Genomic DNA, 21,458 nt, shown 5'->3' on the forward strand with positions numbered 1-21,458 from the left:
GTTAAGGTCAGCCGATATCCTGGCCGTCCGCTTCGCGGGCCGGCATGGGTTCCAGTCCCAGGCGCTGGCGCACGGCTTCCGGCGTGATGTTGAGCAGGTGGCCGATTTCGACGTAATCGTCGGGCAGGGCGGGGTCATCCCAGCCGTGCGAGGAATGACGGGCCAGTTGCACGGCCAGCGTGACGTTCTTGACCCGCGGCTGCTTGGCGTTGTCGTCGTCCATAAGGGTGCGCAGCAGTTCGGGCAGGTGCCAGACGCGACACAGTTCGCTCTGGATGTCGTGGAAGGTGAAACCGAGCATCATCTTCTGGGCGTCGGCGCTGCGCATGCCGGGGTGGGTCTTCTGCATGTCCTGGATGGCGAGCCCCAGTTTGGGCGCCGTGCACCACACCAGCATCTCGGCCAGGTCGTGGAGCAGTGCGGCGATGCGCACTTCCTCCATGTTGATGTCGTGGCGCCAGATGGCCCACTCCTGGGCATAATCGGCCGCCCGCTGAGCCCGGCGGATGATTTGCAGGATGCCGAGCAGCGCCTGCGGGCCGGCTTCCTTGACCTGATCCTCGATGGTGAACAGTTCGCTGAAACGATTGAAGAAGGGTTCGATGCCGGCCATCATCACGGCGCTGGCGATGGTCGTGATGTCGTGCTGCAGCGAGCGGCCGCGCATCGGCTGGATGTAGGCGAGGACGCGCACCGTCATGATCGGGTCCTGCAGGATCAGGCGGGCCAGCTCGCGTGCATCGACCCGGTCGAGGTCGGCCCGCATTTCTTCCAGCCGTCGCTTGGTCACGCGCAGGATGGGCAGCCCGTTGTTGCTGAACATCAGGGTCCAGGAATCGATGTCGGGCAATGCGTGGTCGAGCATGTCTTTCGGCTTTCGAAGAGTGTTTCGGGTCAGGCAGGGGGAGTGTAAGGGGGGCGACGCCGGCGGGCAAGGCCGTGCCGTGCGATAATCGGCGGCAATCAACCATATTCCGAATCGCCATGCGCTATCAAATCGTTCCGGTCACTCCCTTCGAGCAGAACTGCACCATTTTCTGGTGCGAAAAGACCCGTCAGGCGGCGGTGATCGACCCGGGCGGCGACGTCGAGCGTATTCTCGGCGCGCTGGAAGACGAAAAGCTGACCCTGGCCAAGGTCCTCGTCACCCATGGCCATATCGACCATGCCGGCGGCGTCGCCGCCTTGCTCGAACGGACCGGTGTGCCGGTCGAAGGGCCGCATGAGGAAGATCGCTTCTGGATCGACGGCATGCCGCAGCAGAGCAAGATGTTCGGCTTTCCCAATGTGCGCAGCTTCGAGCCGACCCGTTGGCTGCGGGGGGGCGACAAGGTGCAGTTCGGCGAGGTTGAACTCGATGTCCTGCATTGCCCCGGCCACACCCCCGGCCACGTCGTCTTCTTCCATGCCCCAAGCCGTCTGGCGCAGGTCGGCGACGTGCTGTTCCAGGGCTCGATCGGGCGTACCGATTTCCCGCGCGGTGACTACGACACGCTGATTCGTTCGATCAAGGACCAGCTATTCCCGCTCGGCGACGACGTCGATTTCATCCCCGGCCATGGCCCGATGTCCACTTTTGGCGAGGAGCGCCAGTACAACCCCTTCCTGTCCGGGCGCTTCGGCTGATCAGCTGGTGCGGATCTTTGCTGCCCAGCTGATAGCCGACAGCTGCGCATCGAGGTAGGTTGCGGCGTCGATGCCCAACAGGTCGAGTTGCCGGGCGGCGGCATCCAGCTGGCGTCTCTCGGCGGCATCGATTGCTCCCAGCACCCGCCCGAACGAGCCGCTGTGCGTGCCCAGCGCCTGTTGAGCGACTTCCAGCAGCGGCAGCTGGTGCAGGATGTCGGTCATCGACATGTTGAGCAGCACGTCGAGCAGGGAGAAGGTGCCGATCATGAAGGCCAGGTCGCCGGCATTTTCCATGTCCGGATCAAGCCCGAGGTGCGGCATGAGCAATTCGAGAAGGCGGCCGCGGGCCGCCGCTTTCTGAAGCAGCGGCGTCGGGTGCTGGCCGTTGTTCGGATCGGAATAGACCAGCAGTTGCAGCCAGCGCTGCAGTTGTCGGCGTCCGAGCAGGTTGATGGCCTGGCCGAAGCTGGTGATCGGGCTGCGCGGCGCCATGGCCGCCGAATTGACCAGGCGGAGCAGGCTGTAGGACAGCTTCGATTCTTCGCGGAATATCTGCTCCAGGTCGCCGGTATTGGCATCCCCGTCGATCATGGTCAGCAGCTTGAGCAGCTTGAGCCGCGTCATGTCCGCCTTGTTCTGGGGGGTGGCGCGGACCAGCAGGTGTTCGCTGGTGGACAGAGTGCAGGCATTGGCCAACGACCAGTCGCGGTCGTTCTGAGTGCTCAGGTCGGTGAGGCCGACGATGCTGCGGCTGGCCATGCCGAGCAGGGTATAGGGAGGCAGGCTCCGCGCATGGCTGGCGCCGAACAGCAGGTAATCCCAGGTGCCGCTCGCCGGCAGCTTGACGCCGGGGCTGGTGGCCAGCGCAAGTTTCTGGTTGGCCTGCCGCAGCTCGCTTTCCTGGGCTGCTTGCGCTTCCTTGTCGTCAGCCGGGATTTCGGCCTGAAAGACGATGACCGAGCGCTCGCCCATCTCCTGCAGGCTGCCGCAATTGCTTTCCGCCGGGAAAAACCAGGGCAGGCGATGATCGAACTCGTCGAATTGCGGCGACTTCGCCAAAGCCGACAGCAGTTGCGGGCTGCGCGTGCCGGCGGGCAGTTCTGCTTTGAAGGCTGACCAGGCGTCGTCCGGACCCAGCATGGGGTGAACGAAGACGTAGGCTAAGGCGGTCATGGTGTGTTCTCGGCGTAAATTTTTTGGGTAATGCTAACAAACTTGCGGGTTCGGCGTCCCTCGAATGTGTCATATGAACGTCAAAAATTGCCTGCTCGTATAATCCGACGATGATTCCCGATTACTGGATACTAGCCTCCACCGAGCTGTCGGCAGGTGATCCGCACATGGCGGAACTGGTGCAGCGCTATCAGGGCGCGTCGCTCGCTTCGCGCGGCGATCCGTTCTGTACGCTGGCGCGGTCCATCGTCGGACAGCAGATATCCGTCAAGGCAGCAGATGCTGTGTGGACCCGCTTCGTCGCGCAACTTGGCGAAGTGACGCCAGCCCGGGTCGGCGAACTGGGCGAAAGCGGACTGGCCGGCTGCGGCCTGTCGAAACGCAAGATCGAGTACGTGAACGATCTGGCTCAGCATTTCCTCTGCGGCCAGCTCGACCCGGCGGTTTGGGCGAGCCTGGACGACGACGCGATCATTGCCGAATTGAGCGCCGTGCGCGGCATCGGCCGGTGGACGGCGGAGATGTTCCTGATCTTCAACCTGATGCGCCCGGATGTCTTTCCGCTCGACGACATTGGTTTGCAACGTGCCGTCTTCGTGCGCTATTTCCAGGGCGAAAAGCAGCCGCGGCGTGTTCTGGCCGAATTCGGCGAACGCTGGCGGCCGTGGCGTTCGGTAGCCACCTGGTATCTGTGGCGCAGCCTCGATCCGGTGCCGGTCGAGTACTGAAACAATACCTCTCCTGCTTTGGGGTAAAATGCGGCCCAACTTAGCAACCGAGCAGTCCATGAAAACAAGTTTCCTCGACTTCGAGCAATCCATTGCCGACCTTGAAGCCAAGATCGAAGAGCTGCGCTTCGTGCAGGACGATTCGGCCGTCGATATCTCCGAAGAAATCGACCGCCTGGAAAAGAAGAGTGGCCAGCTGACCAAGGATATCTACGCCAAGCTGTCGCCGTGGCAGATTTCCCAGGTGGCGCGCCATCCGCAGCGCCCCTACACCCTGGATTACCTGTCGCTGATCTTCACCGATTTCGAAGAGATGCATGGCGACCGCGCCTTTGCCGACGATCATGCCATCGTCGGCGGTCTGGCCCGCTTCAACGGGCAGCCGGTGATGGTCATCGGCCACCAGAAGGGGCGCGATACCAAGGAAAAGATCTACCGCAACTTCGGCATGCCGCGTCCGGAAGGCTATCGCAAGGCCCTTCGCCTGATGAAGCTGGCCGAGAAATTCGGCATTCCGGTGATGACCTTCGTCGACACGCCAGGCGCCTATCCCGGCATCGACGCCGAGGAGCGCGGCCAGTCCGAGGCGATCGGCCGCAACCTGTACGTGATGGCCGAACTGAAGGTGCCGGTCATCGTCACCATCATCGGCGAGGGGGGGTCCGGCGGCGCGCTGGCCATCGCCGTCGGCGATACCGTGCAGATGCTGCAGTATTCGACCTATTCAGTCATTTCGCCGGAAGGTTGCGCTTCCATCCTGTGGAAGAGCGCCGAAAAAGCGCCTGAAGCGGCCGAAACCATGGGCATCACCGCACAGCGCCTGAAGACGCTGGGCTTGGTTGATAGGGTGGTCAACGAGCCGCTCGGCGGCGCCCATCGCGACCATGCCGCCATGGCGCAAAACCTCAAGAAGGCCCTGCAGGACGCGCTGAAGCAGCTTTCCGGGCTGTCCACCGGCGAACTGCTGGAGGCCCGCTACGAGCGGCTGATGAGCTATGGCCGCTTCAAGGAACAGCCCGTCAGTTGATCTGCCGCAGCGGGTCGGCGCTTTTCTCGCCGCCCGCCTCGCGCCGGATGCGCCGCTGGCAGTCGGATTGTCCGGCGGCTGCGATTCGGTGGTGCTGCTCCATATCCTGGCCGGGCTGCAGCGGGTCGGGCAACTGCAGGCCATCCACGTCCATCACGGCCTGTCGCCCAATGCCGACGCCTGGGCGGCCTTCTGCAGTGATTACTGCCGCCGCCTGGGGGTGCCGCTCTCCATTCATGAGGTCACGATAGACCGCGCAACGGGGCTTGGCCTCGAAGCGGCCGCCCGCCGGGCCCGCTACGCCGTTTTCGCCGACGCCGCGCCAGGCAGCCTGCTGCTCGCCCACCATCGCGGCGACCAGGCGGAAACCGTACTCTTTAATCTGTTGCGCGGCGCCGGGGTGACCGGGGCGGCCGGCATTCCCGTCGAACGGACCCGAGGCGGACTGCGCCTGCTGCGGCCTCTGCTCGACATCCCGCGCCGCGACATTGAAGCCTACGCCGAGGCCTCCGGGCTGGACTGGATCACCGACGAAAGCAATGCCGATACGGCATTGACGCGCAACTACCTGCGCCATGAAGCGCTGGTCGGCCTGAGCCGGCGCTTTCCGGCCGCCGAGGCGTCGCTGGCACAGGCCGCTGCCAATTTCGCCGAGGCGGCAGCGCTGCTCGACGAACTGGCCGAACTCGACTGGCAGCAGGTCGGTGACGGAGCCTCAGCAGCCATGGCCGGGTTGCGCCGCCTGACTGTGCCTCGCCTCAAGAATCTGTTGCGTTATCGCCTGCGTTGCCTGGGCTGGCAGGTTCCCGTCGCTTCCCGTCTGGACGAATTCGCCCGCCAACTGCACTCTGCAGCCCCCGATCGCCATCCGGAACTGCAGCTGCCGGACGGCAAAATGCAGGTCGCGGGTGGCCGGCTCCATTGGGTGCCTGGAAAATAAACAAACTGTTACCAAGCGCCTTTCCGCGGCGAATGGGCTTCAGTTACAATCAAAGAATTATTTTTTTCATATACAGGCCATGATTACCGGATCCATTGTCGCCATCGTTACGCCCATGCATGAGGATGGCAGCCTCGATTTGAACTCCTTCCGCAATCTGCTCGATTTCCACGTGCAGGAAGGCACCGATGCCGTCGTGGTCGTCGGCACGACCGGTGAATCGCCGACGGTCAATGTCGAGGAGCATTGCGAGCTGATCAAGGTTGCGGTAAATCACATCGCCGGCCGTATCCCGGTCATCGCCGGCACCGGCGGCAATTCGACCTCGGAAGCCATTGAGCTGACCGAGTTCGCCAAGAAGGCGGGCGCCGACATGTCGCTGTCCGTCGTGCCGTATTACAACCGGCCGACCCAGGAAGGCATGTATCGCCATTTCAAGGCGATTGCCGAAGCCGTCGAACTGCCGATCCTGCTCTACAACGTGCCGGGCCGTACCGTGGCCGACATGGCCAACGACACCATCCTGCGTCTGGCCGAGGTTCCGGGCATCGTCGGCGTCAAGGACGCCACCGGTAACCTGGATCGTGCCTGCGACCTGATCGCCCGCGCGCCCAAGGATTTCGCGCTGTACACCGGCGACGACATGACGGCCGTGGCGACCATTGCCCTCGGCTTCCATGGCGACATCTCGGTGACCGCCAACGTCGCGCCGCGCCTGATGCACGAGATGTGCGTCGCTGCCCGCAATGGCGACATGGCCAAGGCCCGCGAGATCCACTTCAAGCTGGTCGGCCTGCACCGCGACCTGTTCTGCGAAGCCAACCCGATTCCGGTCAAGTGGGCAGTACACAAGCTCGGCCTGATGCCCAACGGCATCCGCCTGCCCCTGACCACCCTGTCCGAGGCCAGCCAGCCTCGCGTTCTGGCTGCACTGCGCCAGGCCGGTCTGATCGCCTGACCCCGGAGTACAAGAAACATGAATCGTCGGCTTTCCGGCCTCTCCCTATCCCTGCTCGCCGTGGCGCTGGCCGGGTGCAGTATGCTTCCCGATTCGCGCAAGATCGAATACAAGTCCGCCGGCAAGGCGCCGACGCTGGAAATTCCGCCCGATCTGTCGCAGATCGCCCGCGACGACAAGTACCTGGTGCCCGATGCCGCCGGCAAGGGCAGCGCCACCTTCTCGGCCTACAGTGCAGACCGCACGCCACAGGCCCAGGCGCAAAACTCCGTCGTCCTGCCCGAAGTCGACAAGGTGCGCGTCGAGCGTTCCGGCAACCAGCGCTGGCTGGTCGTTGCCGCGCCGGCCGACAAGCTGTGGGATACGGTCAAGGATTTCTGGCAGGAAACCGGCTTTATCATCAACGTCGAGCGTCCGGAAGCGGGCGTGATGGAAACCGACTGGGCGGAAAACCGCGCCAAGATCGGCCAGGATTTCCTCCGCAACACCCTCGGCCGCCTGCTCGATTCGCTGTATTCGACCGGCGAGCGCGACAAGTTCCGCACCCGCTTCGAGCCGGGTGCCACGCCGGGCACCACCGACATCTTCATCAGCCATCGCGCCATGGAAGAGGTCTATACCTCGTCGGCCAAGGACGATACCCGCTGGCAGCCGCGCGCTGCCGATCCCGAGCTGGAAGCCGAAATGCTGCGCCGCTTGATGGTCCGCCTCGGTTCCGAGGAAAAGCGGGCCGAAGCTTCGCTGGCTTCCGTCAAGGCCGAGCCGAAGGCCAAGCTGGCCAAGTCGGATGACGGTGCCGGCACCCTAGAGGTGTACGAACGCTTCGACCGCGCCTGGCGTCGCGTCGGTCTGGCCCTGGACCGCGTCGGCTTTACCGTCGAGGACCGCGATCGTTCGCGCGGCCTGTATTTCGTCCGTTACGTCGATCCGGATGCCGACAACCGCAGCAAGAAGGACACCGGTCTGTTGTCCAAGCTGGCTTTCTGGAAGAGCGATGCGCCGGTCAATACCAACGCCCAGTACCGCATCCACGTGAGCGAAGACAGCCAGCAGAGCGTCGTCAAGGTACTGTCGGCCGAAGGCGGTACCGACAAGTCGGAAACCTCGAAGAAGATTCTCGCGCTGCTCCTCCAGCAGTTGCAGTGATACGTTTTGCCTCGCTCGGCAGCGGTAGCGCGGGCAACGCGCTACTCGTCGAGTCCGGGGCGACCTGCCTGATGCTCGATTGCGGCTTCGGGTTGCGGGAAACCGCGGCCCGCATGCTGCGCCTCGGCAAGCAACCCGCTGACTTGGCTGGAATCGTGGTCACCCATGAGCATGGCGATCACGTCGGCGGGGTATTCCGTCTGGCGCGCAAACATGGGTTGCCAGTCTGGATAACCCATGGCACCTGGATCGGCTGCCGGCAGGAGCGGGCCGGGCTCGATCTGCGCATCATCGACAGCCATCTGCCTTTTGCCGTCGGCGATTTCAACATTCATCCCTTTCCGGTGCCGCACGATGCGCGCGAACCGGTGCAATACGTGTTTTGTGCCGGCGAGCGGCGTCTGGGCGTGCTGACCGACATTGGTGAGCCGACAGCGCATGTCTGCGCGATGCTTTCCGGCTGTGACGGGCTGGTTCTTGAATTCAATCACGATGCCGGACAACTGGCCCGTTCGGCCTATCCGCTCTCGCTAAAGCGGCGGATTGCCGGGCGTCTCGGGCATCTGGAAAACGAGGTTGCGGCGGCCTTGCTGGGTCGCATCGACTGTTCCCGGCTGCAGCATCTGGTGGCGGCCCACCTGAGCGAACGCAACAATCAGCCGGAACTGGTGCAAAGTATTCTCGATGCGCTGCCCGGCGGCCTACCCGGAAACATTTTGGTGGCCTCGCAGGAACAGGGATTTGATTGGTGCTGCCTGAGCTAGGTCGATAAAAACCTTCAGGCAACAAAAAACGGGGCCAAGGCCCCGTTTTTTGTTGTTGCTGTGCTGGAAGAATTACTTCTTGTCAGCAGCGGCCGGGGCAGCCGGAGCGGCTTCAGCCGGCTTGGCATCAGCCGGAGCGGCCGGGGCAGCAGCCGGAGCAGCGGCTTCAGCCGGCTTGGCAGCTTCAGCCGGGGCGGCCGGAGCGGCAGCAGCCGGAGCCGGGGCAGCAGCCGGAGCCGGAGCGGCGGCCGGAGCAGCTTCTTCCTTCTTACCACAAGCGGTCAGGGCAACAGCCAGCAGGGCAGCAACGAGAATAGACTTAGTCATGGGATTTCCTTATCGACAAGAACCAACAAAATCTTAATTTATCGGAGATCAGGAGCTACCCGATCAGCACACGATTATAACAATATTTTATGAGCTGAGGCGGCGTTTGTTGCGCTGCAGAATGGCAGGCGAGTATCAGAGTCCTACCGTCGAACTGGTGATGCGTTCGCCGCCTTCGGCCCATATTTCGCGGAATTTCAGCAAATAGGGGCGCAATTCGTCGGCTTCGTCGATCAATAGTTTGCTGCGCGCCATGTCGCGTTCGAAGCGAATCAGACCGTATTTATCGTCAACAATAATCATGCTGTCACGCAGGTGGGCCAGTTGGGCCGGGGTTTCCTGGGCAGCGGCGACGTGGCCGTAGGTGGTGAGCAGGTTTTGCAGCAACGGGTGCTGCTGGCGCAGCGGCGAGCCGTTGCGCAGCGCAATGCGCAGAACGTCAGAGTGGGCGGCGGACAGCAGCCGTTTGAGATGGGCGAGGCGGGGCGCGTCGTCCAGTTTCAGGGTGACTAGATCTTCGTCATAAATCCAGATCTTTTGGCTGGCGATGGCCAGCAAACGGTCAATTGCCGTCTGATAGTCCATCCAGGATGTAATCAGTTCGCGAGCCATGGCGCTTAGTGTAACCGATTGATAGAATTCGCGCTTTTTCGGAGTCGACCGTGCCCATCGGGATTATCGAATCGCTGGACCACGAGGCGAGAGGCATCACCCGCCAGGAAGGCAAGGCCATCTTCGTCGATGGTGCGCTGCCCGGCGAAACGGTTGACTACGCCAGCTTCCGGCGCAAGCCCAACTATGAACTGGCGCATCTGGTCGGCGTGCTGAAACCGTCGACCGTGCGCGTCCAGCCGCGTTGTCCGCATTTCGGCATCTGCGGCGGCTGCGCCATGCAGCATATGGAACCGTCGGCCCAGGTTGCCGCCAAGCAGCGCGTCCTCGAAGACAGTCTGTGGCACATCGGCCGGGTCCGGCCGCAGACCATGCTGCCTCCCATCCACGGCGAGCCTTGGGGCTATCGTCATCGGGCACGTTTTGCCGTGCGCAAGGTGGAGCGCAAGGGCGGCATGCTGATCGGCTTCCACGAAAAGCGCAGCAGCTATATCGCCGATATGAAAACCTGCGCCATCCTGCCGCCGCACGTTTCAGCCATGCTGGTGCCCTTGCGCGAACTGATCGCCGCCCTGTCGATTGCCGAGCGCATGCCGCAACTGGAACTGGCGGTCGGCGAGCATTGCACGGCGCTGGTACTGCGCATCCTACAGGCGCTGACGGCGGCCGATGAAAAGCTACTGCGCGCTTTTGCCGATCGCTACCAGGTCATTTTCTACCTGCAGCCCAAGGGGCCTGATTCGGCCTATCGTTTCTACCCGGTCGATGGGCCGCGGCTGTCGTACACCTTGCCGGAATTCGGGCTGGAACTCGATTTCCGGCCGACCGACTTTACCCAGGTCAACCATGCCGTCAATCGCATCCTGGTGCGTCGCGCCTTGGGGCTGCTCGAGCCGCAGCCGGGCGAGAGGATTGCCGACATGTTCTGCGGTTTGGGCAACTTCACCTTGCCGATTGCCCGCTCCGGGGCGACAGCGCTCGGCGTGGAAGGAAGTCCCGCCCTGGTCAAGCGGGGGCGGGAGAGTGCGCTGGCCAACGGCCTGGGCGACCGCGTCGAATTCGGCGTCGCCAACCTGTTCGACTGCACCGAAGAGTCGATGGGCAAGCTGGGGCATTTCGACAAGATGCTGATCGATCCGCCACGCGAAGGGGCGATCGAACTGGTCAAGGCACTGGGGGCGAATTCGCCCCGGCGCATCGTCTATGTGTCGTGCAACCCGGCGACGCTGGCCCGCGATGCCGCCGTTCTGGTTTCGCTCAAGGGCTATCGCTTCGTTGCGGCGGGGGCGATCAACATGTTCCCGCATACGGCTCACGTCGAGTCGATTGCCGTATTCGAGCGAGACTGAAACAGGATTGCCGGAAACGTCAAGGGCGGCCTCGGCCGCCCTTGAAGTTTCCGATAGGACTTGCTCAGTCGCGCTCGCCGGTGAAGGCCATGATCAACTGCAGCAGGCTGACGAAAACATTGTAGATATCGAGATAGACCGCCAGCGTCGCGCTGACGTAGTTGGTTTCGCCACCCTGAACGATACGGCTGATGTCGTACAGGATGTAGGCCGAGAAGATGCCGACGGCGGCAACGGCGATGGTCAGCGACAGCGCAGGGATCTGGAAGAAGATATTAGCGACGGCGGCGAGCAGGATGAGGATCATGCCGGCAAACAGGAACTTGCCCATGCCGGTGAAATCCCGCTTGCTAACTGCGGCAATCGACGACAGCGTGAAGAAGATGGCGCCCGTGCCGCCAGCGGCCAGGGCGATCATCGATCCGCCATTGGAAAAGCCTAGCGCCACTTGCAGGATACGCGACAGCATCAAGCCCATGAAGAACGTGAAGCCGAGCAGCAGGGCAACGCCCAGGCCGCTATTCTTGTTCTTCTCGATGCCCCACATGAAGCCCCACGCAATGCCGAGGAAGAGCAGGAAGGACATCATCGGGCTGCCGGCCAAGAAGCTGAACCCCATCTGGATGCCGGCCAATGCGCCGAGGACTGTCGGAATCATCGACAGGCCGAGCAGCATATAGGTGTTGCGCAGGACGCGATTCTGCTCCAGCGCGATTTCCGAGGAATTCTGGCGGGCCATCTCGAAATTGGTGTTCATGCAGGACATCTCCTTCAGTTATTTCATCAAAGGATAAGACTAACGGAGTGGACGAGAAGTTTCAACGCTCCGCCCGGCCGCGCCCGGCGCGAAATACGCGGCGCCGTGACTGTGCTATCATGCGCGCCGCCGGGTCTGTGGCAGAGCGGTTGAATGCACCGGTCTTGAAAACCGGCGTGCTGAAAAGCATCGTGAGTTCGAATCTCACCGGACCCGCCAAATTCTCTCTCAGAGATCGAGAAAATCCCCGACTTCAGTCGAACGCGCCATCGTGTCGGCGTATCCCAGGTCGATCAGGGCCTGGGTGTAGGGCTTCTCGAACAGCAAATAGCTGGTCAGCGTCCCGTTGCGCCGGCTCATTCCCCCGATACCGCCAAGCATCATTTTCATTGCCCAGGGCAAGGTATGGGCGTGCTCGACGGCAATGCGCTCGAGGCGCTCGGACGGCGAAATGATCAGCGAACGGATCGGACGCAGCGGGATGTCGCTATGGCTGCGGATGTCCGGCGGGATGGCGTCGAGTGTCCGATTGATGCGCTGCATGCGCTCGATGTCCACGGCAAGGCTGTCGAGGAAGATGGTGGACAAGGCGTGGCCGGCGATCTGGGCGAGCGACGGATGGCTATCGACACGTCGCCGGTCCTGGTGTTCGTTCCGGCGCCCGGCGCCGACGATCAGGATGCGTTCGGCGCCCAGGTGTATGGCCGGCGAAATGGGCGCCAGCTGGCGCATCGATCCGTCGCCGAAGTACTCGCGGTGGATTTTGGTTGCCGGAAAAATGAAGGGGATGGCGCTGGATGCGAGCAGGTGGTCGACGGTGATCTGGGCGCGGATGCCGATGCGTTGCACCCGGCGCCACGGTTCGGCGCTGGAGTGGCCTTGGAAGAAATTGATGTTGTCGCCGGATTCGTAGCCGGAGGCGGATACGCTGACCGCATGCAGGGCGCCTTTGGCAATCGATTGGGCGATGCCGCGGAAATCGAGGTGCTGACTCAACAACTGACGCAGCGGCGCGTTATCGAGCAGCGAGCGCGGCGGGTTGTGAAAGAGCCAACCCATGGTCAGGGCCGACAGCCAGTGGGTGGCGGAAAGACCGATGCCGACCGGGTCGGCCCGGTATATATGGTCGGCGTGCATGTTGCGCCAGAACGTGGCGAGCACGGAAACCGCTTTGCTGAAGTTGTCGGCCAGGCAGGCGATGCTGGTGACGTTGATGGCCCCGGCCGAAGTGCCGCACAGGATGGGGAAGGGGTTGTGCCGCCGGTTGCTGGACAGTTTGGCGACGGCGAGCAGCACGCCGACCTGATAGGCGGCCCGGGCGCCGCCGCCGGTCAGGACGAGGGCAGTCTTGCGCTTGGCGTCCGGCGTTGAATTCATCTCGGCTGGCCTTTCGGCAAGTCGAGTTTTTCTGTGCGGTTCTTGCTGGTCTTATTCCGCATGTCCCCTCCGGAGCACCTGATCAGGCAGGTGCTGTTTTACCGCAGTATAGAGGGGGTGCCGTGTTGACTCAATCGGCAGCCGGGCGCAGCGCGTCGGCCCAGCAGTTGGGCGTTTCGTAGAGCCTGACCTGTTGCAAGTGCAGGTGATTGCCGTAGGTGTCGCGATAGACCGCGTCGAGGCGCTCAAAGGCTAGGCGGGCCAGGTTTTCGGCGGTCGGGATGCAGTCAAGCAGGACCGTCTTGTGCTCGGGCAGGGTAGCCAGGAAATCGACGACGGCCTTGTCACCAACGAAGGCGAGGAAGGCGTGATCCCAGGCGTCGACCAGGTGCTGCTTGGCCAAGTCCTTGACCTGCGAAAAATCCATCACCATCCCGTTGGCGGCGTCGCCCGCCTTGTTGATGATGTCGCCGGCGAGGGTGATCTCGATAACGTAACGGTGCCCGTGCAGGTGGCGGCACTGGCTCTTATGATCGGGGATGCGGTGCCCGGCATCGAATTCGAGGCGGCGGGTAATCAACATGGTGTATTGCTCGACAAGGCGGTCGCGGATTATACAATGCGCCATGCTTACCACCGATGATCACAGCCGGGACAGTGCCGGCCTGCTCTATGTGTATCCCGTTGTGTCGCGCCGCGCCGGGGGGGTGTCGATCGGCATCAATCTCAACCCCAATAACGCCTGCAACTGGGCCTGCCTGTATTGCCAGGTCGACAATCTGACGCGCGGCGGGCCGCCGCCGCTCGATCTGCCGCGTCTGGAGCGGGAACTGGAGACTTTCCTGCGCGATGTGCTGCACGGCGATTTCATGACCCGCCACGTGCCGCCGGAGGCGCGCCGCCTGATGGACGTGGCGTTTTCCGGCAATGGCGAGCCGACGAGCGCAGCCGAGTTCCCTGAAGCGATAGCTGCTGTGGCTGACGTACTCGAGCATTGCGGCTTGCGGGGAAAATTGCCGGTTCGGCTGATTACCAATGGCAGTTTGCTGCATCGTCCGCAGGTGCAGGCTGGCATCCGGCTGCTGGCCGAGTGCGGCGGCGAAGTCTGGTTCAAGGTGGATCGGGCGCTCGATGCCGAGGTGGCCGAAATCAACGGCGTTCCCGGCAGCCAGGACAAAGTTCTGAAAAACCTGCAGCTATGCGCCGATTTGGCGCCGACCTGGGTGCAGACCTGCTGGTTCAGTCTGGATGGCAAGGTGCCGTCGGATGAGTCGCGGCAAGCCTATTGCGATTTGCTGCGCCAGGTGTCCGGCAAGTTGCAGGGAGTGCATCTCTACGGCCTGGCCCGGCCGTCACAACAACCCGCTGCGCCCCGCCTCGCTGCGGTGACGCCGGATGAGCTGACCGCCTTCGGGCGTCAGATCGAAAAAGAAACGGGCATCCGGGTCATTGTTACCCCGTGATGCCCGCTGATGCTGGCCTTGCCCTGTTGCCGGGGCAAAATCAGGCCGCTTTTTTGGCGTGGCTACGTGCCGACTTCTTCAGGGACTTGAACAGTTCCGGTTCCTGAGACTTCAGGTACTCGACCACTTCCCAGTCGTCACGCTTGATGCTCTTGATGTCGACTTGTTCGACGTGCACCAGGCGCAGCAGCTCGCGAACCGGCTTCGGCATGTTGCGGCCGCTTTCGTAGCGGGAACCGCCGCTCTGCGTCACGCCCAGCGTGGACCAGAATTGTTGCTGGTTCAGACCAAGCTTGCGACGGATTTCGCGGGCGTCGATTTTTTCGATTGTCTTGACAGTGCTCATATCCATTCTCCATACGCTAACGTAATTGGCTTACCCAAGCATCGTAGCGCAGTATGACTTAGGTAATATGGCTAAGTATATATATGACTATGACGTTATGCAAGTTCGAAATTGATTAAATTTGTTAAATACGCCGATAGTTTTTTTGATGCCAGATGAGATTTGTTGTACTCATAAGACACCGCGGCGGGAGGGGCGTTCTTTCAGAATTTGCAGGGATGTTCTAAGATCGTTCGCATCAATCATTCGTCAAGTCTGGAGAGCAACATGCAGGTTCGGGAAATCCTTCGCGTCAAGGGCGGGGCGCTGTATACGGTCACGCCGCAGCAGGCGCTGGCAGTTGCCATCGACTCCATGGCGGATCTCGACGTCGGCTCGCTGGTTGTCATGGATGGCGGCAAGATGGTCGGTATGCTGACCTTCCGCGAAGTGCTCATGGCGCTCCGTCAGCATGGTTCCAGTCCGGACGGCCTGACGGTCGGCGACGTGATGGTCAAGGACCCGGTCACCGTCTATCCGGCGATGGAAGTGAATGAGCTGCGCGGCCTGATGATCGAAAAGCGCTCGCGCTACCTGCCGGTGGTCGATGGCGGCACCCTGATGGGGGTCATTTCCTTCCTCGATGTGGCCAAGGCCGTACTTGAGGAACAGAGTTTCGAAAACAAGATGCTGAAGAGCTATATCAAGAACTGGCCGGAAGGAACGCCTGCGGCCTGAGCGCTTCACGCTTTACGAAGGGCGGCCTTGGCCGCCCTTGTCCTTTATGGGGCGGCAAAAACGGAGATGTTGCAGGCGTGATAAACTGCCTCGTTTCCAAAGCATCCAAGTCTCCCCATGTCCGGCAATACTTTTGGCACCTCGTTTACCGTTACCTCGTTCGGAGAGTCGCATGGCCCGGCCATTGGCTGCGTGGTCGATGGCTGTCCGCCGGGGCTGGCCTTGTGCGAGGCGGATATCCAGGCCGAACTGGACAAGCGCAAACCGGGAACGTCGCGCCATGTGACGCAGCGACGCGAGCCGGATACCGTCGAGATCCTGTCCGGTGTCTTCGAGGGCAAGACGACGGGTACGCCGATCGGCCTGTTGATCCGTAACCAGGATCAGCGCAGCAAGGACTACGGCAACATTGCCGCGACTTTCCGTCCGGGGCACGCCGATTACACATATACGCAAAAATACGGCTTCCGCGACTATCGCGGTGGCGGCCGTTCGTCGGCCCGCGAGACGGCAGTCCGCGTCGCGGCCGGGGCGATTGCCCGCAAGTGGCTCAACGAGCGTTATGGCGTGACGATACGCGGCTGGATGTCGGCCCTCGGCGAGATCGAGATTCCCTTCGTGTCCGCCGACGACATCGACGGCAATGCCTTCTTTGCTCCCAATGCCGCGATCGTACCGCAGCTGGAAAGCTACATGGACAACCTGCGCAAGTCGCTGGATTCCGTCGGTGCCAAGATCACCGTGACCGCCACCGGCGTGCCGCCGGGCTGGGGCGAGCCGGTGTATGACCGGCTCGACGCCGAAATTGCCTACGCCATGATGGGCATCAATGCGGTCAAGGGCGTCGAGATCGGCGCCGGGTTCGCCTCGGTGGCGCAAAAGGGCAGCGAGCACGGCGACGAAATGACCCCGCAGGGCTTTGCCAGCAATCATGCGGGCGGCGTCCTGGGCGGCATTTCCACCGGCCAGGAAATCGTCGTGAGCATGGCGATCAAGCCGACCTCGTCGATCGCCCAGGAGCGTCGCTCGGTCGATACGCACGGCAATCCCATCACGGTGGCGACGCATGGGCGTCATGATCCGTGCGTGGGCATCCGCGCGACGCCGATTGCCGAAGCGATGCTGGCCCTGGTCCTGGTCGATCATGCCTTGCGCCATCGCGCCCAGTGTGGCGACGTCGTCTGCCAGACGCCGCGCATTCCGGGGAAAATCGCGTAATATTTGTCGCACTTGGCCGCTCGTTGGGCGGGTTGTCGTTACGGGAGGAAATATGCAAGTCGATCACCACGATCTCCATCAGGACTTTCCGGAATTCAATGAGGCGATTCATGTGCTGAAGGTGGGCAATGCGCATTTCGCCCGCTTGTTCGCCACCTACAGCCGCCTGACCGGCAAGGTCGAGGATCTGGAAGAGCACGACATGCCGGTCGCCGACTTCACCATGGAAGACATGAAGAAGCAGCGCGTCAAATTGAAGGACGAGCTTTACCACATGCTGCTCGCCTTCCGCGCCGGCCAGCAATACGCCAAGGCCTGATCCGGCCGTTGCCCGCTACGCATCCGGTAGAATTGCCGGATGCATCCTCTGCCTTACTGGCGCCTCTCGGGCTATTACTTTTTCTATTTCGCCTTCATTGGCGCCTTTTCGCCCTATTTCGGGCTCTATCTCAAATCGCTGAATTTTTCTGCATGGGACATTGGCCTGCTGATGTCGCAGATGCAGTTGATGCGCCTGTTCGGCCCCAACCTGTGGGGCTGGCTGGCTGACCATTTCGGCCACCGCCTGGCCATCATCCGCCTGGCTGGCTGCATCGGACTAGCCGGTTTTACGGCCTTCTTCTGGCTCGACAAGCTGCCCGGCATGCTGGCCGCCATGGCGGTTCTGGCCTTCTTCTGGAGCGCCGCGCTGCCGCTGGTCGAGACCCTGACCTTCGATCACTTGTGCGACGACGGGAGCCGCTATAGCCGCATCCGCCTGTGGGGATCGGTCGGCTTCATCGTGGCGGTCATGGCGACCGGCTCTCTGCTCGATGTCGCCCCTCCGGTCGGCGTACTGTGGGTGTGCTGGACCATCCTGCTCGGCATCCTCGCCTATGCGCTGACCTTGCCCGAAGCGCCGCCCGTCGATCATGCCTGCGGCGGGCAGCCGATTGGCGACATCCTGCGCCAGCCCAAGGTCATGGCCCTGATGGCGGCCTGCTTTACCATGTCGGCAGCGCATGGCGCGTTTTACGTCTTCTATTCCATCCATCTCGACGCCCATGGCTATAGCAAGACCGGGGTCGGTCTGTTGTGGTCGCTCGGCGTGGTCGCCGAAATCGTCGTCTTCGTGTTCATGGCCCGGTTGGCCAAACGCTACTCGCTGCGCGGCATCCTGCTCGCCTGTTTCGCGGCGGCCGTGCTGCGTTTCCTGTTGATGGGCTGGGGTGTCGAATCGGTCGCCATCATGGTCGTCGTCCAGTTGCTGCACGGGCTGACCTTCGGGGCCTACCACGCCTCGGCCATCGCGGCGGTCAATCAATGGTTTCCGGGCAAGGTACAGGGGCGGGGCCAGGCGCTTTATTCGAGTTTGTCGTTCGGTGCCGGCGGTCTGCTCGGGGCGCTGATCAGCGGACGAACCTGGGACTGGCTGGGCTCAGGCTGGACTTTTACGCTGGGTTCGCTGTTTGCCCTGGTCGGTTGGTTGCTGATTTGGGGCTGGGTTCGCGACGAGCCCGGGGCGCGTGCTGCCGAAAGGGTAAAAAAACCCGATCCTGTGCAATAATTCAACGTTTTACGGCTCACTTTTCCTTTCATGTCGAAGACCCTTTACGACAAGCTCTGGGAGAACCATGTCGTCCATCAGGAAGCGGACGGTACGGCACTTCTCTACATCGATCGTCACCTGGTTCACGAAGTGACCAGCCCGCAGGCATTCGAAGGCCTCAAGCTGGCCGGCCGCAAGCCGTGGCGCGTTTCGTCCATCGTGTCGACGCCGGACCACAACACGCCGACCGACCACTGGGACGAAGGCATCAAGGACCCGATCTCGCGCCAGCAGGTCGAGACGCTGGATGCCAACATCCGCGAAGTCGGTGCCCTGGCCTATTTCCCGTTCAAGGATCCGCGCATGGGTATCCTCCATGTCGTCGGTCCGGAGAACGGCGCGACGCTGCCCGGCATGACCGTCGTCTGCGGCGATTCGCATACCTCGACGCACGGCGCCTTCGCCTGCATGGCGCACGGCATCGGCACCTCGGAAGTCGAGCATGTGCTGGCCACCCAGTGCCTGCTGCAGAAGAAGTCGAAGACCATGCTAGTCGCCGTCGAAGGCAAGCTCGGCAAGGGCGTAACCGCCAAGGACGTCGCGCTGGCCATCATCGGCACCATCGGCACGGCTGGTGGCACGGGCTACGCCATCGAATTCGGCGGCAGCGCCATTCGCGGCCTGAGCATGGAAGGGCGCATGACCCTGTGCAATATGGCCATCGAGGGCGGTGCCCGTCTCGGCTTCGTGGCCGTCGATGACACCACGATCAATTACCTGAAGGGCCGCCCCTTCTCGCCGACTGGCGAAACCTGGGACAAGGCGGTCGCCTACTGGCGCACCCTGCATTCCGATGCCGGCGCCCAGTTCGACCGCGTCGTTACCCTGAAGGCCGAGGATATTCGTCCGCAGGTGACCTGGGGCACCTCGCCCGAAATGGTTGTTCCGGTCGATGCCGTGGTTCCGGACCCGGCCAAGGAAGCCGATCCGGTCAAGCGCGAAGGTATGGAGCGCGCCCTGCAGTACATGGGTCTGAATCCGAATACGCCGATCCAGAACATCGCCATCGACAAGGTTTTCATCGGGTCGTGCACCAATTCCCGCATCGAGGACCTGCGCGAAGCCGCTGCGGTGCTCAAGGGGCGCCATGTCGCGGCCAACGTCAAGCTGGCACTGGCGGTGCCGGGCTCCGGCCTGGTCAAGCGCCAGGCCGAGGCCGAAGGTCTGGACAAGGTCTTCGTGGCCGCCGGTTTCGAGTGGCGCGAGCCGGGCTGCTCGATGTGTCTGGCCATGAACGCCGACCGTCTGGAGCCGGGTGAGCGCTGCGCCTCGACGTCGAACCGCAATTTCGAAGGTCGCCAGGGGCCCGGCGGGCGCACGCACCTGCTCAGCCCGGCGATGGCGGCGGCAGCGGCGATTGCCGGCCGTTTTGCGGACGTGCGCGAAGTCCTGTAGGTCATGAGCGGTACGCGTTTTGTCCTGGTCGTGCTGCTGGCGGCGCTCTCAGCCGCCTGCAACACCGCGCAGGGCGTCAAGAAGGATGTGGCGATTGGTGCCGAAAAGGCCGGCGAAGCCCTGCACAAAGGGGGCGAGGCGGTTGGCGAGGCGCTGAACAAGACAGGTGAAGCAGTCGGCGGTGCTATCAAGAAGGGTGGCGATGCCGTGCAGAAGGTGGTGGAGTAATGGATAAATTCGTTCGTCTGGAAGGCCTGGTGGCACCGCTCGACCGTAGCAACGTCGATACCGATGCGATCATTCCGAAGCAGTTCCTGAAGTCGATCAAGCGTTCCGGTTTCGGCCCGAATGCCTTCGACGAGTGGCGTTACATGGATGTCGGTCAGCCGGGGCAGGATAATTCGCAACGGCCGAAGAATCCGAATTTCGTGCTCAATCTGCCGCGTTACCAGGGCGCCGAGGTGCTGCTCACCCGGGCCAATTTCGGTTGCGGCAGTTCGCGCGAGCACGCGCCGTGGGCCCTGCTCGATTTCGGCTTCAAGGCCATCATCGCCGAGTCCTTTGCCGACATCTTCTTCAACAACTGCTTCAAGAACGGCATCCTGCCCATCGTGCTGCCGGCGGCCGAAATCGAAGCGCTGTTCAAGCAGGTCGAAGCGACGCCCGGCTACAAGCTGGTGGTCGATCTCGCCGCGCAAGCCGTGCTTCGCCCCGACGGCCATGGCATCCCGTTCCAGATCGACGCTTTCCGCAAGGAATGCCTGCTCAATGGTTGGGACGATATCGGCCTGACCCTGCGCCATGCCGAAAAGATCCGCGAATTCGAGGCCAAGCGCCGCGTCGAACAGCCGTGGCTGTTCTCCTGATATAAGGAAGAAAAATGAAGATTTGTGTATTGCCGGGTGACGGCATCGGTCCGGAGATCATGGCGGAAGCCGTCCGCGTTCTGAAGGCGCTGGACCTCAAATTCGAACTCGAAGAAGCCCTGCTCGGCGGCGGTGCCGTCGACGCCACCGGTACGCCTTATCCGGAAGCGACCAAGAAGCTAACGGCCGAAGCGGACGCCATCCTGCTCGGCGCCGTCGGTGGCCCGAAGTGGGACACCCTGGCCCGCGAACTGCGCCCTGAGCGCGGTCTGCTCGGCATCCGCAAGGATCTGTCCCTGTTCGCCAACCTGCGTCCGGCCATTCTCTATCCCGAACTGGCCAATGCCTCGACCCTGAAGCCGGAAGTCGTGGCCGGGCTGGACATCCTGATCGTCCGCGAACTGACCGGCGACATCTATTTCGGCCAACCGCGCGGCATTCGCGAAGAAAACGGCGAGCGAGTCGGTTTCAACACCATGGTGTACATCGAGTCGGAAGTCCGCCGCATCGGCCATGTCGCCTTTCAGGCGGCGCAGAAGCGCAACAAGAAACTGTGCTCGGTGGACAAGATGAACGTGCTGGAAACCACCCAACTGTGGCGCGACGTGATTATCGAAGTGAGCAAGGACTATCCGGACGTCGAACTCAGCCACATGCTGGTCGACAACGCCGCCATGCAACTGGTGCGCGCACCTAAGCAGTTCGACGTGATGGTGACCGGCAACATGTTCGGCGACATCCTGTCCGACGAGGCGTCGATGCTGACCGGCTCCATCGGCATGCTGCCGTCGGCCTCGCTCGATGCCAATAACAAGGGCATGTACGAACCGTCGCACGGTTCGGCGCCGGATATCGCCGGCAAGGGCGTGGCCAATCCGCTGGCCACCATCCTGTCGGCCGCGATGATGCTGCGCTATACCTTCAACCTGGAAGAGCAGGCGCAGCGCGTCGAAAACGCCGTCAAGAAGGTTCTGGCCCAAGGCTATCGTACCGGCGACATCTACGAGCGCGGTACCAACAAGGTCGGCACCAAGGAGATGGGCGACGCTGTGCTGGCTGCATTGGCGTAAACCGAAAC

At 62.4% G+C, this 21,458-nt stretch carries 25 protein-coding genes and 1 tRNA gene; 18 read left to right on the plus strand and 8 right to left on the minus strand.

The features are described from left to right. Window positions 1-7: 7 nt before the first annotated feature. Window positions 8-865 (minus strand): HDOD domain-containing protein, encoded by an 858-nt coding sequence (locus tag LZ012_RS06895; protein WP_275708965.1) that lies wholly within the window; start codon window positions 863-865, stop codon window positions 8-10. Between the two features lie 119 nt (window positions 866-984). Between LZ012_RS06895 and LZ012_RS06900 the strand changes: the two genes are divergently transcribed. Beyond that, the gene (locus LZ012_RS06900) at window positions 985-1,626 is read left to right on the plus strand and encodes an MBL fold metallo-hydrolase (protein ID WP_275708967.1); all 642 of its coding nucleotides are present in this window, start codon (window positions 985-987) and stop codon (window positions 1,624-1,626) included. Here LZ012_RS06900 and LZ012_RS06905 read toward each other — a convergent pair whose 3' ends face one another. Beyond that, complete coding sequence (locus tag LZ012_RS06905) at window positions 1,627-2,802, minus strand: EAL and HDOD domain-containing protein (RefSeq protein WP_275708970.1); 1,176 nt, start codon at window positions 2,800-2,802, stop codon at window positions 1,627-1,629. Between the two features lie 110 nt (window positions 2,803-2,912). Here LZ012_RS06905 and LZ012_RS06910 point away from each other — a divergent pair, with 110 nt between their 5' ends. The 6 genes from LZ012_RS06910 (at window position 2,913) to LZ012_RS06935 (ending at window position 8,365) form a co-directional block, all read left to right on the plus strand. Beyond that, window positions 2,913-3,530 (plus strand): DNA-3-methyladenine glycosylase family protein, encoded by a 618-nt coding sequence (locus tag LZ012_RS06910; protein ID WP_275708972.1) that lies wholly within the window; start codon window positions 2,913-2,915, stop codon window positions 3,528-3,530. 58 nt (window positions 3,531-3,588) lie between these two features. After that, a complete protein-coding gene (locus LZ012_RS06915) occupies window positions 3,589-4,557 on the plus strand; it encodes an acetyl-CoA carboxylase carboxyltransferase subunit alpha (RefSeq protein ID WP_275708974.1) in 969 nt (322 codons plus the stop codon). Beyond that, window positions 4,526-5,497, plus strand: coding sequence for a tRNA lysidine(34) synthetase TilS (gene tilS, locus LZ012_RS06920; RefSeq protein ID WP_275708977.1), 972 nt, complete (start codon window positions 4,526-4,528; stop codon window positions 5,495-5,497). Before LZ012_RS06915 ends, tilS begins: the two co-directional genes overlap by 32 nt. A 79-nt stretch (window positions 5,498-5,576) precedes the next feature. Continuing rightward, window positions 5,577-6,455, plus strand: coding sequence for a 4-hydroxy-tetrahydrodipicolinate synthase (dapA, locus tag LZ012_RS06925; protein WP_275708979.1), 879 nt, complete (start codon window positions 5,577-5,579; stop codon window positions 6,453-6,455). Window positions 6,456-6,473: 18 nt separating this feature from the next. Next, window positions 6,474-7,601, plus strand: coding sequence for an outer membrane protein assembly factor BamC (bamC, locus tag LZ012_RS06930; RefSeq protein WP_275708981.1), 1,128 nt, complete (start codon window positions 6,474-6,476; stop codon window positions 7,599-7,601). Beyond that, window positions 7,598-8,365: an MBL fold metallo-hydrolase gene (locus LZ012_RS06935; RefSeq protein WP_275708983.1), complete on the plus strand. Its 768-nt coding sequence runs from the start codon at window positions 7,598-7,600 to the stop codon at window positions 8,363-8,365. Before bamC ends, LZ012_RS06935 begins: the two co-directional genes overlap by 4 nt. A 72-nt stretch (window positions 8,366-8,437) precedes the next feature. On the opposite strand, the gene LZ012_RS06940 is transcribed toward LZ012_RS06935, so the two are convergent. Both LZ012_RS06940 and LZ012_RS06945 read right to left on the minus strand, forming a co-directional pair. Continuing rightward, a complete protein-coding gene (locus LZ012_RS06940; protein WP_275708985.1) occupies window positions 8,438-8,692 on the minus strand; it encodes a hypothetical protein in 255 nt (84 codons plus the stop codon). Between the two features lie 135 nt (window positions 8,693-8,827). Continuing rightward, window positions 8,828-9,304 carry a DUF7931 domain-containing protein gene (locus LZ012_RS06945; protein WP_275708987.1) on the minus strand — a complete coding sequence of 159 codons (477 nt, stop codon included), beginning with the start codon at window positions 9,302-9,304 and terminating at the stop codon, window positions 8,828-8,830. Window positions 9,305-9,354: 50 nt separating this feature from the next. On the opposite strand from LZ012_RS06945, the gene rlmD reads away from it, so the two are divergent. Then, window positions 9,355-10,653: a 23S rRNA (uracil(1939)-C(5))-methyltransferase RlmD gene (rlmD, locus tag LZ012_RS06950; protein ID WP_275708989.1), complete on the plus strand. Its 1,299-nt coding sequence runs from the start codon at window positions 9,355-9,357 to the stop codon at window positions 10,651-10,653. 64 nt (window positions 10,654-10,717) lie between these two features. On the opposite strand, the gene LZ012_RS06955 is transcribed toward rlmD, so the two are convergent. After that, window positions 10,718-11,410: a Bax inhibitor-1/YccA family protein gene (locus LZ012_RS06955; RefSeq protein ID WP_275708991.1), complete on the minus strand. Its 693-nt coding sequence runs from the start codon at window positions 11,408-11,410 to the stop codon at window positions 10,718-10,720. 131 nt (window positions 11,411-11,541) lie between these two features. On the opposite strand from LZ012_RS06955, the gene LZ012_RS06960 reads away from it, so the two are divergent. Next, window positions 11,542-11,629: transfer RNA gene (locus LZ012_RS06960), tRNA-Ser, on the plus strand. Between the two features lie 9 nt (window positions 11,630-11,638). On the opposite strand, the gene LZ012_RS06965 is transcribed toward LZ012_RS06960, so the two are convergent. Continuing rightward, entirely contained in the window at window positions 11,639-12,787 is a 1,149-nt protein-coding gene (locus tag LZ012_RS06965; RefSeq protein WP_275708993.1) for a patatin-like phospholipase family protein, read from the minus strand. Between the two features lie 130 nt (window positions 12,788-12,917). After that, complete coding sequence (gene queD, locus LZ012_RS06970; protein WP_275709643.1) at window positions 12,918-13,370, minus strand: 6-carboxytetrahydropterin synthase QueD; 453 nt, start codon at window positions 13,368-13,370, stop codon at window positions 12,918-12,920. A gap of 43 nt (window positions 13,371-13,413) precedes the next feature. Here queD and LZ012_RS06975 point away from each other — a divergent pair, with 43 nt between their 5' ends. Then, complete coding sequence (locus LZ012_RS06975; protein ID WP_275708995.1) at window positions 13,414-14,250, plus strand: radical SAM protein; 837 nt, start codon at window positions 13,414-13,416, stop codon at window positions 14,248-14,250. Window positions 14,251-14,290: 40 nt separating this feature from the next. Here the strand turns inward: LZ012_RS06975 and LZ012_RS06980 are convergent, their stop codons facing one another. Then, window positions 14,291-14,596, minus strand: a complete 306-nt coding sequence (locus LZ012_RS06980) for a helix-turn-helix domain-containing protein (protein ID WP_275708997.1) — start codon at window positions 14,594-14,596, stop codon at window positions 14,291-14,293. 267 nt (window positions 14,597-14,863) lie between these two features. Between LZ012_RS06980 and LZ012_RS06985 the strand changes: the two genes are divergently transcribed. The 8 genes from LZ012_RS06985 (at window position 14,864) to leuB (ending at window position 21,450) form a co-directional block, all read left to right on the plus strand. Further along, window positions 14,864-15,313: a CBS domain-containing protein gene (locus tag LZ012_RS06985; RefSeq protein WP_275708999.1), complete on the plus strand. Its 450-nt coding sequence runs from the start codon at window positions 14,864-14,866 to the stop codon at window positions 15,311-15,313. A gap of 117 nt (window positions 15,314-15,430) precedes the next feature. Continuing rightward, complete coding sequence (gene aroC, locus LZ012_RS06990; RefSeq protein ID WP_275709001.1) at window positions 15,431-16,531, plus strand: chorismate synthase; 1,101 nt, start codon at window positions 15,431-15,433, stop codon at window positions 16,529-16,531. Window positions 16,532-16,583: 52 nt separating this feature from the next. Further along, window positions 16,584-16,850, plus strand: coding sequence for an HP1242/YdcH family protein (locus tag LZ012_RS06995; protein ID WP_275709002.1), 267 nt, complete (start codon window positions 16,584-16,586; stop codon window positions 16,848-16,850). A gap of 39 nt (window positions 16,851-16,889) precedes the next feature. Beyond that, on the plus strand, window positions 16,890-18,077 hold the full coding sequence (locus LZ012_RS07000; protein ID WP_275709003.1) for an MFS transporter: 1,188 nt from the start codon (window positions 16,890-16,892) through the stop codon (window positions 18,075-18,077). A 30-nt stretch (window positions 18,078-18,107) separates the two neighbouring features. Then, window positions 18,108-19,514 carry a 3-isopropylmalate dehydratase large subunit gene (gene leuC / locus LZ012_RS07005; protein WP_275709004.1) on the plus strand — a complete coding sequence of 469 codons (1,407 nt, stop codon included), beginning with the start codon at window positions 18,108-18,110 and terminating at the stop codon, window positions 19,512-19,514. 3 nt (window positions 19,515-19,517) lie between these two features. Continuing rightward, the gene (locus tag LZ012_RS07010) at window positions 19,518-19,742 is read left to right on the plus strand and encodes an entericidin EcnAB (protein ID WP_275709005.1); all 225 of its coding nucleotides are present in this window, start codon (window positions 19,518-19,520) and stop codon (window positions 19,740-19,742) included. Further along, window positions 19,742-20,380, plus strand: coding sequence for a 3-isopropylmalate dehydratase small subunit (gene leuD / locus LZ012_RS07015; RefSeq protein ID WP_275709006.1), 639 nt, complete (start codon window positions 19,742-19,744; stop codon window positions 20,378-20,380). Before LZ012_RS07010 ends, leuD begins: the two co-directional genes overlap by 1 nt. Window positions 20,381-20,394: 14 nt before the next feature. After that, window positions 20,395-21,450, plus strand: a complete 1,056-nt coding sequence (gene leuB / locus LZ012_RS07020) for a 3-isopropylmalate dehydrogenase (protein WP_275709007.1) — start codon at window positions 20,395-20,397, stop codon at window positions 21,448-21,450. Window positions 21,451-21,458 lie beyond the last annotated feature (8 nt).

Source organism: Dechloromonas hankyongensis, assembly GCF_022012295.1.
GTDB lineage: Bacteria > Pseudomonadota > Gammaproteobacteria > Burkholderiales > Rhodocyclaceae > Azonexus > Azonexus hankyongensis.